Here is a 15,648-nt window from a genome sequence, read left to right on the forward strand (position 1 = left end):
ACCGCTGAACCGAACTGGATTTCCCGGAGGCCGGGTCGGCCCAAGCGCCACCTTAAATCAGCCGCGTTGTGCGGCGCAGTCTTGGCCGCAGTCGCGCGCCGACCCGCCGCGCCCCGAAGATCCCCTGCTCGGCTTTCATGAACATCATTCTGATCAAGCTGTTTGCGACGGCCCTGACGCTGAGTCAGGTCACGACGCGGTCGGATGCGGTGAAGACCCAGTTCGATCCGGTGGCCGACAAGGGGCAGGTCGTGCAGATCCTGCGCGACGGCTGCGCCCACATGCGCAAGGCCTTCGACATCGAGGACATCAACCTCGACGAGCTCATCTCCACGGCGATGGAAGATCCGACCGCCATCGCGGGCGCGAGCGCGCCGAAGCTCCTGCACGGCCTCGACATCGGTGAGCTCAACGTCAGCTACCGCCAGTTCTGCAAGGGCGAGAACCCCAAGGATTCCCCCTTCGATGCGGGCGAGGTCATCGCCTTCTACAACAAGGCCGTCCTCGACCTGCCCTCGGCCGAGGCCCTGAAGGAGCGCAAGCTGCCGGGCGCCAGCCTCATCCTCGACGGGGCGGGTAAGCGCTACGCCGAGGCCTTCGAGGCCAACGGACGGCGCCTCAGCGTGCCCATCGCGGAGGTGCCGGCGATGGTGCAAAAGGCCTTCGTGGCGGCGGAGGACAAGCGCTTCGAGACCCACCACGGCATCGACGAGCGCGGGGTGATCCGCGCCTTCATCGGCAACCTCGCCTCCCCGGGCCGGCCGGCCGGCGGCTCGACCATCACCCAGCAGGTGGTGAAGAACCTGTCGGTGGGCGACGACGTCACCTACGAGCGCAAGATCCGCGAGATGATCGTGGCATCCCGGCTCGAGCGCATCCTGCCGAAAGCCGGCATCCTCGAACTCTACCTCAACGGCATCTATCTCGGGCGCGGCGCCTATGGCATCGAGATGGCCGCGCGCAGCTATTTCGGCAAATCGGTCGGCCAGCTCACGGTGCCGGAGGCCGCCCTTCTGGCCGGCATGCCCAAGGGGCCGAACTTCTACAATCCCGACAAGTACCCCGATCGCGCCCGGGAGCGCCGCGCCTACGTGCTGGCCCGGATGAAAGAGGAGGGCGTCATCACCGAGGCCCAGCTCGTCCAGGCCGCCAATGCGCCCCTCGGCCTCGCCTCCATGGAGGCGGCACGGCGCGATTCCGGTTTCTACTTCGTCGATCACCTCACCCGGGAGACCCGGACCTTCGCGGGGATCGACTCCCTGACTTCGGCTTCGCACACCGTGCGCTCCACCCTCAACGCCGGCCTCCAGACCGCCACCGAGACCGCCCTCCAGGACGGACTCGCCAGCTACGAGCGCGCCACCGGGCGCCAGCGCTACGAGGGGCCGGAACTCAACCTCGCCGAGGCGGTGCGCAAGCTCGACGGGGCCGCCCCCGCCCCCGAGGGCTCGACGCTCTCCGTGCCGCTCCTCGTCGGCGGCGAGACCAAACCCTCCGAGGCCTCCAAATCCGTGCCCACGGGCACGAAGGCCGAGCGCAAGGCGGCACGGGCCGCGGCTGTGGCCGCCGCCAAGGTGACGTCCCCGAAGCCGGCTGGTCCCAAGCCCACCTGGCAGCGCGCCCTGGAGAACGCGCGGCCCGTCCTCTACGATGTGCATTGGCCGCTGGCCGTGGTGCTCGATCCCGGCCGCGGCGGTCCGGCGAAGGCGGGTCTGGCCGACGGGCGCACGATCAGCCTGGAGCCCGGTCCGGCGCGCGGTCGGCTCGCCCCCTACGACGTGGTGCGGGTGAAGCTGCGCGATCCCTCAGCCAAGACCCCGCGCGCCGACCTGCGGGTGCGCCCGAGCGTCCAGGGCGCCGCCCTGGTGCTGGAGAACCGCACGGGGCGCATCCTCGCCATGGCGGGCGGCTTCTCCTACCCCGTGAGCCAGCTTAACCGGGTGACCCAGACCGTGCGCCAGCCGGGCTCGACCCTGAAGCCCGTGACCTATCTCGCCGCCCTCAATGCCGGCCTGCAGCCCAACACCCTGGTGATGGATGCCGCCGTGACGCTCCCGCCCATCGGCGGGGTGGGCGATTCCTGGTCGCCGAAGAACTACGACGGGGGTGGAGCCGGGGCCACGACCCTGCGGCGCGGCCTCGAATTCTCGAAGAACCTCGTCACCGCGCGCCTGCTGCAGGGCGGCATCGCCGACAAGGCGCCGGCGAGCCTGCAGAAGGTCTGCGACCTCGCCCTCGAAGCCCAGCTCTACGCCGAGTGCGAGCGCTACTACCCCTTCGTGCTCGGCTCCCAGCCCGTGCGGATGGTGGATCTCGCGGCCTTCTACGCGGCCATCGCCAACGAGGGCGCGCGCCCGGCCCCCTACGCCCTCGAATCCGTGGAGCGGGACGGCAGGGTTCTCTACACCCGCAGCCCCCGCGAGCCCGTGCGCATCGCCTCGGCCGACCGGGTGGCGTTCTACCAGCTGAAGACCATGCTCCAGGGCGTGACCCAGCACGGCACGGCCGCGGCGCTGAGCCGGTTCTCGTCCGCCATCGCCGGCAAGACCGGCACCTCGGAGAACGAGAACGACGCGTGGTTCGCCGGCTTCACCAACGAGATCACCATCGTGGTCTGGGTCGGCTACGACAACGCCGACGGCACGCGAAAAACCCTCGGGCGTGGTCAGACCGGTGGGCATCTCGCCGTGCCCATCGCCGGGTCGATCCTTCAGGCGGCCTGGGCCAACGGCGTGCCGCGCACCAACCTCGCGCCGCCCTCGGCCGAGGCCCGGCCGTATCTGGCCGACCTGCCCATCGACGCCCGCAGCGGCGAACAGGTGTCGGGCGGCGGCTTCCTCGAGCATTTCCGCCTCGCCAATGGGCGCATGGCCGACACCCAGTACAAGCTCCTGCCGCGCGAGACCCGGACCGCCATGCGGCCCGACGCGGAGGATGGCGACCTCGGCGGAGCGGAGGACGGGGCGGATGTGGCCGGCGACCTCTTCGGCTCCCTGCCGGGCCGGCGCGCGGAGCCCGATGTCCTCGACCCGTTCGGCGAATCCCGGAGCCGGACCCCGAGCCGCCGGGCGCAGCGCGACCCCGATCCGGTCTGGCCCGGCACCCAGCGCTCGCCTTTCGGCGACGAGGAGGTCTATGCCCGTCCGCGCCGCCGCGATCCCGACTACCTGTTCGGGGACGACCCGCGCTACTGACCCGTCATTCCGACCCGCTTCGCCCGACCGGCGACGAGCGGGTCTCCCTCCCCCGTGGAGAGGGACCAGGGGGCGTCGGCCTGCGCCGAGCGCGGGCCGGCAACCCCCACCTCCCCTATCCCGAACGACCAAAGGCTTCGACGTGCCGATGCACCCTTCCGCGTTTCTCCGTCTCGCCGCCCTGTTGGCCCTGTCCCTCCCCGCGCACGCGCAGGAGGGCATGAAACAACAGCCCGCAGCCTCCGACCGGGTGAAGGAGGTGCCGTCCATCGAGGCGGTGGGTCTTTCCGGCCTCAAGCCCGGCACCATCCTGTTCACGGACCATCGCGACGACCCGGCCAAGCCCGAGAACGGCCTCGTGCCCTACCTCGACTGGGGCCGGGTCCGGCCGGCCGAGCGGGCGGCGCTGGCGCCCTACGCGGGCTACGCCGAGCCCGATTATCTGCAGACCCTCAACGGCGTGTCGAAACGCCGGCACGAGACCCTCAAGGTCTACGTGGCGCAGGGGCGCTTCGTGGTGCCGAGGCCCGCCGACTCCATCGATCTCGCCTCCTACGCCACCCTCGGCTTCGTGGCGAAGATGGACCCGGTCATCAAGCACAAGACCCTGAACCCCGCCGACGTGACGCCGACCAAGGACCCGGCCGCCGCCTTCGCCAAGCGCCCCGACCGGCCGTGGTGCGATCTCGGCACCGTCTGCATCGAATCGCGCTACGACCTCGAGGGCAAGCTGCCGCTGGGCGTGAAGCTCGCCAACAAGCTCGAGGACGGGGCGTCGAAGAAGGTCGCCGAGTTCGTCTCGTTTCAGAGCGAGCTGCGCACCCTTCCCCCCGCCGAGACCGCGCCGCTCGCCGGACTCACCAAGATCGACGCGCCGGTGACGGGGGGGCTCGAACAGACCATCTTCTGGGTCAACCAGATCCTGCGCTTCGGCAAGTTCCTCGCCGTGTTTCAGCCGATGCCGGGCGATCCCGCAAAGACCGTGGTCACCACCTATATGGCGTTGGCCATCAAGGCCGACGTCCTCGACCGCAAGCAGGAATACGCCCGCGTGCCCGTGCTCAAGAACCTGCTGCCGGCCCAGGTACTCATGGGCAACTCGTCGTTCAACACCGGCACCTCCATCAGCGCCGGCCTGCCCACCTACGCACGCAACCGCATGACCGCCTTCGCGGACGCCCTCGCCAAGAACTGAAGTAAACCTGAGGTTGATTTATTGCCGGGATTTCGCGACATTTCTCGTGGAATCAGGAGGCTTGGATCATGGCGACGGTTCGTGAGGACACTCGAATGCAGATTCGGTGTCGGGCCATTTCGGCGGAGCTGAAGCAGCTCCTCAGCCTGGCGGCCGATGTGGCGGGCGTCGCCCTGGTGCGGGTCACCTCCGGGGGGCAGGCGCCCAAAGGGTCCGGTGGCAAGCGCACCGGCTCGACGCGTCATGATCACGGCCGAGCCGCCGACCTACAACTCCTCGTCGACGGCAGTCGCGCCCTCGATTTCACCGATCCCGATGATCTGCCCATCGTCGAGGCTTTCGTCACCGCCGCCGCGGCCCTCGGCGCCAACGGGATCGGGGCGGGCGTCGACTACATGGGCAAGACGACGCTTCACATTGGATTCGGCACATCCCCGCGGGATCGGTCCGAGTTGGTTTGGGGCGCAGGCGGGCACGTCGCGAATGCACCGATATGGCTTCAGAATGCCGCGCAAAAGGGTTGGGCCAATCCGGTGGCGTCGGGCCGCAGGCTGGCGGACGCCCTGCCGCTGGCCGGGACCGTGGGCCGCTTCATGGTGGCGGCCCGGGACGGTCTACGCCTGCGGGCAGGGCCGGGGCTGACCTTCGATCGGCTGCGGACGATCGGCCCTGGGAGCGAACTGACGGTTCAATCATTCGACGGCCCGAATGGGGACTGGGCACGCGTGGACTTGAACCACGATGGCCTGATCGACGGACACCTGCATGCCGCCTTCCTGGTGCCGGTCGCCCCGCCGGGCGACGGACGTTTCGACGACAGGCTCGATTCGGACGAGGGCGTCGAGGAGCCCGAGGCGACCTACGCCTGAGGGTTCCCTGACCTCATGGAACCCGACCGGAGCGGGATCCATGAGGTTCGAGGTCAGTTGCCGCGGCTGGAGATCGAGGGCAGCGAGGGCTGGGTGTAGAGGCGGTTCACGTCGCGGCGGGTCTGGGTTCCGTTGGTGTCGGACGAGCGACGGTAGTTGCTGGTGTCGAAGGTCTCGGCGATCCCACTGCGGGAATTCGGGCCCTCGGCGCTGTTGCAGGCGCACAGGCCAGCCATTGCGAGGGTGGAGAGGGCGAGAGGAAGAAGGCGCATCGGGGCTGTCCTGGGGGTCTGTCCTGCAAGATGGATCGGCGGAGGTGGGCCCGCCGGGCGTCCCGCGTCAAGCGCCGCCGGGGCAAACCGGGAAAGGATAACGAACCGTCGCCGCCACGTCGCAGAGTGATGGGGCATCGCCACGGAAGCGCTCACCACGCCGCGCTTTGAGACCCGGACAACCCCTCCGATCGCACGAAATCACCCCCCGGCCTCCTGGCGCCCGGCCCCGAACCACGCGAAACATCGTGGTCATGAGTAACGTCATTTCCTTCCGTCGCCGCCCCTCCCCGCCCGCTCCGGCGGTGCACGACGTGGTGGCCGTCGCCGACGACCTCTTCGCGGTCCTCGAGCATCTCCAGGCCGTGGGCGCCCGCGCGGCGGCCATGAACCGCCCCCGGCGCGAAGTCGACAGCACCGTGCGGAACCTCCTCGATGCCGTGACGGCCGTGGAGCGCGCCCTCGACTGCGTCGGCGAAGGCGACGAAGCCGGCCAAGCCTGATCGAATTCACCCCAAGCCTGATCGAATTTGTCTGATTCTGCCGAACTCCGGTGGGGGAGCTTGCGGCACGCGTCCGGCATCACCGTTTCGTTCATGCGGACGAGTTTCTGCTGCCAAGTGATGAGAAGTTCCGCCGCATCCCATCAAAACGACAAAATCGTTCGGCTTCTGTATACTATTAGACAGACGTGCCAGAGCTTCGTGCGCTAGTGGCGGGAAGACAGACCGTGAACGCAGCGCACGCCATGCCTTCGGCCGCCGATCCACTCTTCCAGGGCAATCTGCTTCTGAAGGCCCTGAGGACCGAGGATCGCGCCCTGCTGGCGCCGCATCTCGAGTGGTCGGTGCATCAGCGCGGGGAAACCTTGTTCGCAGCGGGCGCCGAGGTGACCACCATCGCCTTTCCGTGTGGCCAGACGGTGGCGACCCTGATCATCGCCATGCGGGATGGGCGCAGCGCCGAGACCGCCACCATCGGCCGCGAGGGCGCCGTCGGCGGTGTAGTCAGCCAGGGCTATCTTCCCGCCTCCACGCACGCCGTGATCCAGATCGGCGGCCCGGTCCTGCGCATGGACGCGGTGCGCTTCCAAGAAGCCAAGCGCCGTTCGGAAAGCCTGCGCAACCTCTTCGCCCGTTACGGGGATTGCCTCCTCGCCCAGGTGCTGCAATCGGTTGCCTGCAACGCCCTGCATCCCATCGAGGCACGCTGCCTGCGTTGGTTGATGACGCTGCAGGACCGGATCGCCAGCGACACCTTGCCGGTCACCCAGGAGCTGCTCGCGGCGATGCTCGGCGTTCAGCGCACCTACCTGACCCGGATCTTGCGTACCCTGCAGCAGCAAGGATTGATCGAGGTCGGCCGTGGCCGCATCACGGTCAGGGACCGCGCCAAGGTCGAGGCTGCGGCCTGCGAGTGCCACGGTGTGGTCCGGCATCATTACGAGACGGTGCTCGGCGCGGGCTACGATCGTCTCGGCCGACTCGTCCGCGTCGAGCCTCCCGACGAAACGGTTCCCACCGAGCGGCCCTACGCCCAGCGGGAGACGGCCTGAGATCCCGCGGTTTCCCGCCCAGGATAGAATCCCCGCCACAACACCCGATCCGAGCCGGACGCCGCCACCCCGCCGATGACGAACCACGCCGCCCCTCCCGTGCCGCGCGCGACCGGACCTCGGACCGGCTCCGCCGAAACGCCCGTGGCCGAAACGTCTGTCTCGAGGGCGCCGGTCCCGGACGGCGCGGCGCCCGACGTGGTGGACCCGGCCGAGAGCGCCGTGCTCCTGCGGCTGGCCGTCGAGGCTACGGGCATCGGCATCTTCGACTACGACCTCGCCACCACGATCCTGCGCTGGGACGCCCGCACCCGCAGCCTGTTCGGCGTGGCCCCGGACGTGCCCGTCACCTATGCGGAGACCTTCCTGCAAGGCCTGCACCCGGAAGATCGCGAGCGGGTCGATGCCGCCTTGCAGGCCGCCCTCGATCCAGCCGGGACCGGTCAGTTCGACAGTGAATACCGTGTCGTCCCGGCGGATGGCGGCGTCCCGCGCTGGATCGCGGCACGGGGCCAGCTCATCGTCAGCGAGGGCCGCCCGGTTCGGATGGTCGGCACCGTGCGCGACGTCACCGCGGCCAAACTAGCCGAGATCGCCCTTCGGGCAACTGAGGAGCGCTACCGCCTCGTCGCACGCGCCACCAACGATGCCATCTGGGATTGGGACCTCACCACCGACACCGTCCTGTGGAACGAGGCCCTGGCCACCGCCTACGGCTGGACGCCCGACCGCGTCGTGCCGGACGGGGCGTGGTGGATCGCGCATGTCCATCCGGACGACCGGGCCGCCGTTGAGGCCGATATCGGTGCGGTGATCGCCGGCGGAGCCGACGAGTGGGGCTACGAGTACCGCTTCCTGCGCGCCGACGGCACCTACGCCGAAGTGTTCGACCGCGGCTACATGGTCCGAGCCGCCGACGGCACGCCCCAGCGGATGATCGGCGCCATGCTCGACGTGACCGAGCGCAACCGCACCGGCGCCCAATTCCGCGCGGTGTTCCAGGGCGCCAATATCGGCATCGTCCAGTTCGATCCGCGCAGCGTCCGGGCGCTCGCCGTGAACGCCAAGCTCTGCGAGATCTGGGGCGCGCCGGAATCCGAGATCCTCGGCCATTCCCTGGCGCGCTGGACGCCGCCGGAGGACGATGCCGAGCGGGCCGAACTGCACCGCCGTCTCGCCAAGGGCGAGACCATGCAGGAGCGCCTCGAGAAGCGCTACCGCCGCCTCGACGGCCGCATCATCTGGGCCCGCGTCAACCTCGTGTCGCAGACGTTGGGCGACAGCGTCCACGCCACGGCGATGATCGAGGACATCACCGAGGAGAAGCGCGCCGATGCCCGGCGAGAGGCTCTCATCGCGCTGGGCGACCGCCTGCGTGACCTGCAGACCAACGCGGCCGTGGTGGAGGCCACGGCCGCGAGCCTTGGGCGGACCCTGGGCGTGGCCCGGGCCGGCTACGCCCTCGTCGATCCCGCCGGCGGCCTCTCCTCCGTTGCGCCGGACTGGATCGCCGCCGGTCTCGGAGCCGAGGCCGGGGCGCAGACCCTGGCGACCGTGGCGGCGAGCGTCGCCCGCCTGCGGCGCGGCGAAGCCCTGGCAGTGGCCGACATCGCCGCGACCCCCGAACGCGTCGACGATGCGGCCGGCTATGCCCGCATCGGCATGCGGGCCGTGGTCAAGGTGCCGATTCTCCAGCGCGGGCGCCTCGTCGGCATCCTCTACGTCCTCGACGCGGTTCCCCACGACTGGACGCCGGAGGAGATCGCCTTCGCCCGGGAGGTCGCCGAGCGCGCCTGGGGTGGCCTGACCCGGATCGAGGCCGACGAGCAGCAGCGCATCCTCAACCGCGAACTCAGCCACCGTCTCAAGAACACCCTCGCGGTGGTCCAGGCCATCGCGTCGCAGACCCTGCGCAACGTCACCGACGTCGAGGCGGCCAAGGAGGCCCTGGCGGCGCGGCTGATCGCCCTCGGCAAGGCCCACGACATCCTGCTCTCCGGAGAGAGCGAGGGAGCGGATTTCGAAGCGGTCCTCGCGAGTGCGCTGGCCATCCACGACGATCGTCAGCCCGACCGTTTCCGCATCTCCGGCCCGGCCATCGAGCTCGGTGCCAAGGCGGCCTTGTCGCTCGCCCTGACGCTGCATGAGCTGGCCACCAACGCGGTGAAGTACGGCGCCCTGTCGGTCCCTGCCGGCCGGGTGACCGTGGCGTGGGACGTCGCCCTCGAGGCGGGGGAGCCCACGGTGCGGATGACCTGGCGCGAGTCCGGCGGCCCGCGGGTGATGGTACCATCGCGAAAAGGGTTCGGTTCGCGGCTGATCGAGCGCGGTCTCGTGGGGGCCGTCGGCGGAACCGTCAGCCTCGACTACGAACCCGCCGGTCTGGTGTGCCGCCTCGCGGCGCCCCTGGCGGGCTTTCAGGCAGGAAGCGTCTAAGCGTCTCCTTCACACGCGCAGGCACCCTCGCACACGCGCAGGCACCCTTGTGTGCGAAGCAGCCTTGCGCGCAACGCCCGCATTGCCGCTGCACCGCACCCTGGGCTAGATCGCGAACCATGTGGACACGCCTCGCCCATCCCGGCAACTTCCTGCGCTGGACCGCCCCGCTGATGCCCTGGCTCGCCGGGCTCTCGGGCATACTCCTGGCGTTCGGCCTCTATCTCACCTGGTTCACCGTTCCGCCCGACTACCAGCAGGGCGAGACCGTGCGGATCATGTACATCCACGTCCCGGCGGCCTGGCTCGGGGTGTTCTTCTACGGCGCCATGGCGGTCTCGGCCATCGGCACCCTGGTCTGGCGTCATCCCCTGGCGGATGTGGCCCAGCGCGCCGCCGCCCCCATCGGTGCGGCCTTCACCCTGATCTGCCTCGTCACCGGCTCGCTCTGGGGCAAGCCCATGTGGGGCACTTACTGGGTCTGGGACGCGCGTCTCACCTCCATGCTGGTGCTGTTCCTGATCTATTGCGGCATCATCGCCCTTTGGCGCACCATCGAGGATCCGAGCCGGGCCGCCCGCGCCATCGCGATCCTGACCCTCGTGGGCGCCGTGAACCTTCCGATCATCAAGTTCTCGGTGAACTGGTGGTCGACCCTGCACCAGCCGGCCTCGATCATGCGCATGGGGGGCTCGTCCATCGACCCCTCGATGCTCTACCCGCTCCTCGAGATGATCCTCGCCTTCACCCTGTTGGGAATCACCCTGCATCTCACCGCCATGCGCACGGAGATCCTGCGGCGCCGCGTGCGGACGCTGACGATCCGCGAGGCCGAACGGCTCGATACCAGCGTACCCCTCGGGGCGATCCGGGGCCTGTGACGATCATGAATCTCGGACCTCATGATCTCGGGCCCCACGCGGGCTTCATCCTCGGGGCCTACGCCTTCACGGCCCTCGTCATCGCCGGCCTGATCTGGCACGCGGTGCGCGATCGGCGTGCCCAGACCCGCGCCCTGGCGGCCCTGCAGGAGCCCGCTGCGCCCTCGGCCCGGTCTTCGGGGGCAGGCGCATGAGCGGGTCCGAGCCGGCCCGGCGCTCCCTTCTGCTCATCGTGCCCCTCGTCACCTTCGTGGTGCTCGCGGGATTGTTCTTCGTGCGCCTGCGCTCGGGCGCGGACCCCTCGGCCGTCCCCTCCGTGCTGATCGGCCGGCCCGCTCCAGCTTTCGATCTGGCCGCCCTCCCCGGCGCCACCGCCAACGGCGTGCCCCTGCCCGGCCTCTCCAGCGCCGCGCTCAAGGGCCGGGTGACCCTCGTCAACTTCTGGGCCTCGTGGTGCGCGCCGTGCCAGATCGAGCATCCGCAGCTCATGCGCCTCGCCCGCGAGCCCGGGCTCCACCTCGTGGGGATCGCCTACAAGGACGCCCCCGAGAACGCCCGTCGCTTCCTTGCCCGCAACGGCGTGCCGTTCGGGGCGGTCGGCATGGATTCCACCGGCCGCACCGCCATCGATTTCGGGGTCTACGGCGTGCCCGAGAGCTTCATCGTCGGGCCGGACGGGACCATCCGCGACAAGCTCGTCGGGATCGTCACGCCGGAGAACTACCGGAACGTCGTCGACAAGATGCGCGCTGCAGGCGCCGTGGCCGAGGCCGTGCCTTAGCGGTCGCGTCGAGGCCGCACTTCGGCGTCGGGAGCGTCCCACGCTTGGTGGTCCCCGAGATCACGATGGATCCCATCCTCGGCTCTGGCTTCGGCGTCATTCGAGAGTCCCGAGGCCCGCATCGCCAGCGGATGCGTGGGTTTCTGCGCGGTGCTTCGCGCGAACTGCTTCTACGATAGTCGGAAGGTCAGGGTCACTTCGGCCAAAGCAGATCTTCTTCGGCTGCGAATAAGCAGGGTTATCTATGGAAGGGTGTTTTTCTACTGCTTGATGAAAACGGTAGAATATAAAGCAGAAATAAACTCTTCTCGCGATTTTCAAAAAGTTTGATTCCGATATAAAGTTTCCTTATGTACGAGATCGTACTTTTTGATACGTAGATAAGCTGTTCACAGGTCTGGTTTTTGGGGGTATTGTAAGCGGATCGTTCGTTGATAAGGACGGGCAGCAGGCATCAGGTGGCAATTGATCGTGCCTATGGATCGGCAGAGCCTTGACGTCGCGCATTGTTCAACTCGAAGTACGCAACCGGCTGCTGGGAGCGTTGACCCCCGATGAATTTGCGCGACTCCAGCCGGAACTGGAGCGCCGTTCGTTCGAGAGCGGCATCGTCCTGGAAACCCCCGACGTAGCCATTGCCCAGGTGTGTTTCCCCGAGCCCGGAATGATCTCCGTGATGGCACGCACCCCCGCCGGCGTGCAGGCGGAGGTCGGTGCCATCGGCCCCGAGGGAATGACGGGACTTCCCCTACTGCATGGTCTCGACAGCTGGCCGCACGAGACCATCGTCCAGATTCCATGCCGGGCGCTCTGCATCGAAGCGCGGGCGTTCCGGGCGGCTCTGACCGAATGCCGCCCCCTGCACGATCGCCTGTTGCGCTATGCGCAGGTCTTCGCGATTCAGCTCGCGCAGGGCAGCTTGTGCAACAGCCGCTTCACCCTTGAGCAGCGCCTCGCACGCTGGTTGCTCATGTGCCACGACCGCACGGATCGCGAGGATCTCCCGCTGACGCACGAACTCCTGTCGCTGATGCTCGGCGTACGTCGGGCCGGCGTGACCACGGCCCTGCGCAATCTCAGCGACGCGGGTGCCGTCAGGACCCGGCGTGGCGGCATCGGCATCTGCGACCGGTCGCAAATGCTCGCCATCGCGGGAGACGCCTACGGCGGCCCCGAGGCCGAGTACCAGCGCGTCCTGGGCTGAACAGGGCTTCGAGGCGGGCAAAGCCCCCTCGAACCCCATCGCGTCTCAGGCGGCGCCCGCATCCTTACGCTCGTGGCGAAGGAGGAGCGGTGTCTGCGCCAGGGCGAACGCGACCGTGAGCGGCATGATGCCGAACACCTTGAAGCTCACCCAGAAATCCTCCGTCTGCGTGCGCCACACCACCTCGTTGATCACCGCAAGGACGAGGAAGAAGAGGCCCCAGCGGAAGGTGAGCTTGCGCCAGCCCTCCTCCGTCAGGGCGAACATGCTGTCGAGCACCACGGACAGCAGGGATTTGCCGAAGGCGAGGCCGCCGAGCAGCACGAGCCCGAACAGGGTGTTCACGATGGTGGGCTTCATCATGATGAAGGTCTTGTCCTGCAGGGCCAGGGTCAGGCCGCCGAACACCACCACCACCACGCCCGAGACCAGGGGCATGATGGGCAGGCGCCGCACCAGGGCGAAGTGGATGGCGAGCGCCACCACCGTCGCGGCGATGAACACCCCGGTGGCGACGAACAGCTTCTGCTCGGGGAGGACCCCGAACCGCTCGGCATAGGCGTTGCCGAGGAAGAAGATCACCAGCGGCCCGAGCTCGAGGGCGAGCTTCAGAAGCGGCGGCAGGTGGCGGTGCGGGGGAACGGCTTCGATCTGCATGGCATCCGTCATAGAGGGCCGCGCGCGGCGCGTCGCGGCTTTTGGGGGTGAGGGCCCGGTCCTGGCGGACGCGCCGCTAGTCCTTGTCCAATCCCGCGATGGCGCGGGCGAAGTCGCGGGCCTCGAACGGCTCGAGGTCCTCGACCCCCTCGCCGACACCGATGAAGTGAACCGGCAGACCGAATTTCGCCGCGAGCGCCACCAGGATGCCGCCCCGCGCCGTGCCGTCGAGCTTCGTCATCACGAGGCCGGTGACCTGAGCGGCCTTCGAGAACAGCTCGACCTGGCTCAGGGCGTTCTGGCCGACGGTGGCATCGAGGACGAGGAGCACCGCGTGGGGGGCCTCCGGGTCGATCTTGCGGATCACCCGCAGGATCTTCTCGAGTTCGGCCATGAGCCCGGCCTTGTTCTGGAGCCGGCCGGCCGTGTCGATGAGGAGCACGTCGGTGCCCTGCTGCTTCGCCGCCTCGTAGGCGTCGTAGGCGAGGCCCGCCGCGTCCGCGCCCTGGGCCCGGGCGATGACCGGCGTGCCCGTGCGCTGGCCCCAGACCTTGAGCTGCTCGATGGCCGCCGCCCGGAACGTGTCGCCGGCCGCCAGCATCAGCGAATGCCCGTCCGCCCTCAGCTTCATGGCGAGCTTGCCGATGGTGGTGGTCTTGCCGGCTCCGTTGACGCCGATCATCAGGATGACGAACGGCTTCTTCGTGGTGTCGATGGTGAACGGGATCGCCACGGGGGTCAGCGCCCGCTCGACCTCGGCGGCCAGGATCTCCCGCACGGCATCGGGCGAAATGCCCTTCTCGTACCGGCCCTTGCCCACGGCCTCCGAGATCCGTGTCGCCATCTCGAGGCCGAAATCGGCCTGGATCAGGGCGTCCTCCAACTCCTCCAGGGTGTCGGCGTCGAGCTTGCGCTTCGTGAACAGGCCCGTGACGCGCTCGGTCAGCGCCGAGGAGGTGCGCTTCATGCCCCCCGTCAGGCGGCTCCACCAGCCACGCTTCTCGCCCTCGGGCTCGGCCTCCGGCTCCGGCAGGAAGATCTGGGTCGCGACCTCCGGTTCGGGGTCCGGTGCCCCATGCGGCGCGAAGGCTTGGGACGTGGTGTCGGCCGCCTCGGCGCCGCGCGCCGGATCGTCGCCCGCGGTGCCGGCGGGCGGGCGCTCTTGCGTGCCCTCGACGGGCTGGAGGTCGGCGCCCTCGATCTCGTCCGGGACCGCGTTCTTGCCGGGCGTGCCCGCGGCGGGCTCGCTCGGAGGGGGCGGCACATGAGAGACGTCCGTCGCCGCGGTGGCGAAATCCGGCTGGCCCTCGGAGAACGAGGCCGGAGATTCGGGCGGGGGGGCGACGGGCTCGGCCACCGGAGGCGCGACCACCGGCGCCTCGGCCACCGGCCGGGGAACGGGAGGCGGAAGCGGCTTCGGATCGGGGGGCTGCACGGGCACCGGTTCGGGGCGCGGCTCCTCCTTGGTGCCGAACATCTTGCGCAGCAGCCAGCCCGGCCTCTTGTCTTCGCTCATTCCCGCTTGCTCCCCGGACCCGGCATGGTAAGCGCCAAGGCCATGCCCCCAGCCGATGCCCTCGTAACAGACATAGGTGCGCGCCTCCTCTACCGCGATGCCCTCGTCCTCGTCATCGACAAGCCGGCGGGTCTGCCGGTCCATCCCGGCCCGAAAGGCGGCGAAACCCTCACCGACCACCTCGACGCCCTGCGCTTCGGCCTGCCCCGGCGCCCGGAGGCGGCCCATCGCCTCGACCGCGACACGTCGGGCTGCCTTGCTCTCGGCCGCCACGCCAAGGCGCTGGCCCGCCTCAACAAGCTGTTCGCCGCGAGCGGCAGCGTCGGCAAGACCTACTGGGCCCTGGTCGAGGGGGGGCCCGCGCAGGACACCGGCCGCATCGATCTCCCCCTGGCGCGGCGCTCCGACGATCCGCGCTCGTGGTGGATGAAGGCGGACCCGTGCGGCGATCCCTCGCTCACCCATTGGCAGGTGCTCGGGCGCGGGGACGGCCTCGCGTGGCTCGCCCTCACCCCCGTGACCGGCCGGACCCACCAGCTGCGGGTCCATTGCGCGGCGTCCGGCTTTCCCATCGTGGGGGACCCGATCTACGGCTCCGGCCCGCGCAGCGGCGGACCGGGCCTGCAGCTTCATGCGCGGGCGCTCACCCTGCCGCTCTATCCGAAGAAGCCGCCGATCGTCGTGGAGGCGCCGGCCCCCACGCATATGCGGGCGGGGCTCGTGCGGTGCGGGGCCGACCGGCCCGAGTAGGGCCTTTTTCGTCTCTTCCCGGGCCAAGCCCTGCCCTCCCGGGCCAAGCCCTGCCCTCCAGGGCCAACTGCCCGGCGCGCACGCGCCAGCGCCCCGCCGCCGGTTCGGCGCGGGGGACGACCTGAGGAAACGGGAGACGCGGGACGCCGCGAGACCCTGTTTTTGTAAGTTTAGCCGGTCTCCCGGCGTCCCCCGGCCCGGCCCCTTTCGGGACCGATCCGTTTCGTCACGGCGTCTTCTCGGCCTCGGCGACTCGGCTAGTAGCGGCCCACCTCCGCGCGACGCGACGTCCCTTACGGAAACGCCGGTGCGGCAGCCGACTGATCAGGGTCAAGCCC

The 15,648-nt window shown here is 69.3% G+C and carries 14 protein-coding genes; 11 read left to right on the forward strand and 3 right to left on the reverse strand.

What is annotated here, in order from left to right:
* The first annotated feature begins 137 nt into the window (after positions 1-137).
* The 3 genes from ASF52_RS05925 to ASF52_RS05935 all read left to right on the forward strand — a co-directional run bounded on the left by ASF52_RS05925 (position 138) and on the right by ASF52_RS05935 (position 5,258).
* Positions 138-3,194, forward strand: a complete 3,057-nt coding sequence (locus tag ASF52_RS05925; protein ID WP_056169170.1) for a penicillin-binding protein 1A — start codon at positions 138-140, stop codon at positions 3,192-3,194.
* A 148-nt stretch (positions 3,195-3,342) separates the two neighbouring features.
* Entirely contained in the window at positions 3,343-4,389 is a 1,047-nt protein-coding gene (locus tag ASF52_RS05930; protein ID WP_056169172.1) for a hypothetical protein, read from the forward strand.
* A gap of 95 nt (positions 4,390-4,484) precedes the next feature.
* On the forward strand, positions 4,485-5,258 hold the full coding sequence (locus tag ASF52_RS05935) for an SH3 domain-containing protein (protein ID WP_244473716.1): 774 nt from the start codon (positions 4,485-4,487) through the stop codon (positions 5,256-5,258).
* 53 nt (positions 5,259-5,311) lie between these two features.
* Here the strand turns inward: ASF52_RS05935 and ASF52_RS05940 are convergent, their stop codons facing one another.
* Positions 5,312-5,530, reverse strand: coding sequence for a hypothetical protein (locus tag ASF52_RS05940; RefSeq protein WP_056169178.1), 219 nt, complete (start codon positions 5,528-5,530; stop codon positions 5,312-5,314).
* 254 nt (positions 5,531-5,784) lie between these two features.
* Between ASF52_RS05940 and ASF52_RS05945 the strand changes: the two genes are divergently transcribed.
* The 7 genes from ASF52_RS05945 to ASF52_RS05975 all read left to right on the forward strand — a co-directional run bounded on the left by ASF52_RS05945 (position 5,785) and on the right by ASF52_RS05975 (position 12,387).
* On the forward strand, positions 5,785-6,033 hold the full coding sequence (locus tag ASF52_RS05945) for a hypothetical protein (RefSeq protein WP_082478859.1): 249 nt from the start codon (positions 5,785-5,787) through the stop codon (positions 6,031-6,033).
* Positions 6,034-6,278: 245 nt separating this feature from the next.
* Complete coding sequence (locus tag ASF52_RS05950; protein WP_056169184.1) at positions 6,279-7,085, forward strand: Crp/Fnr family transcriptional regulator; 807 nt, start codon at positions 6,279-6,281, stop codon at positions 7,083-7,085.
* A gap of 144 nt (positions 7,086-7,229) precedes the next feature.
* Positions 7,230-9,521: a PAS domain-containing sensor histidine kinase gene (locus ASF52_RS05955; protein WP_056169203.1), complete on the forward strand. Its 2,292-nt coding sequence runs from the start codon at positions 7,230-7,232 to the stop codon at positions 9,519-9,521.
* Positions 9,522-9,640: 119 nt separating this feature from the next.
* The gene (locus tag ASF52_RS05960; protein WP_056169188.1) at positions 9,641-10,402 is read left to right on the forward strand and encodes a heme ABC transporter permease; all 762 of its coding nucleotides are present in this window, start codon (positions 9,641-9,643) and stop codon (positions 10,400-10,402) included.
* Between the two features lie 5 nt (positions 10,403-10,407).
* A complete protein-coding gene (gene ccmD, locus ASF52_RS05965; protein WP_056169206.1) occupies positions 10,408-10,596 on the forward strand; it encodes a heme exporter protein CcmD in 189 nt (62 codons plus the stop codon).
* Positions 10,593-11,183, forward strand: coding sequence for a DsbE family thiol:disulfide interchange protein (locus ASF52_RS05970; RefSeq protein ID WP_056169191.1), 591 nt, complete (start codon positions 10,593-10,595; stop codon positions 11,181-11,183). The genes ccmD and ASF52_RS05970 overlap by 4 nt, the downstream gene beginning before the upstream one ends.
* A gap of 676 nt (positions 11,184-11,859) precedes the next feature.
* Positions 11,860-12,387 carry a Crp/Fnr family transcriptional regulator gene (locus tag ASF52_RS05975; protein WP_244472947.1) on the forward strand — a complete coding sequence of 176 codons (528 nt, stop codon included), beginning with the start codon at positions 11,860-11,862 and terminating at the stop codon, positions 12,385-12,387.
* A gap of 45 nt (positions 12,388-12,432) precedes the next feature.
* On the opposite strand, the gene ASF52_RS05980 is transcribed toward ASF52_RS05975, so the two are convergent.
* A complete protein-coding gene (locus ASF52_RS05980; RefSeq protein ID WP_056169212.1) occupies positions 12,433-13,044 on the reverse strand; it encodes a septation protein A in 612 nt (203 codons plus the stop codon).
* A gap of 76 nt (positions 13,045-13,120) precedes the next feature.
* On the reverse strand, positions 13,121-14,560 hold the full coding sequence (gene ftsY, locus ASF52_RS05985) for a signal recognition particle-docking protein FtsY (RefSeq protein ID WP_056169195.1): 1,440 nt from the start codon (positions 14,558-14,560) through the stop codon (positions 13,121-13,123).
* 24 nt (positions 14,561-14,584) lie between these two features.
* On the opposite strand from ftsY, the gene ASF52_RS05990 reads away from it, so the two are divergent.
* Positions 14,585-15,310, forward strand: coding sequence for an RluA family pseudouridine synthase (locus ASF52_RS05990; RefSeq protein ID WP_244473717.1), 726 nt, complete (start codon positions 14,585-14,587; stop codon positions 15,308-15,310).
* Positions 15,311-15,648: the final 338 nt, after the last annotated feature.

This window comes from Methylobacterium sp. Leaf112 (genome assembly GCF_001423295.1).
In the GTDB taxonomy this organism is placed as follows: Bacteria; Pseudomonadota; Alphaproteobacteria; order Rhizobiales; family Beijerinckiaceae; genus Methylobacterium.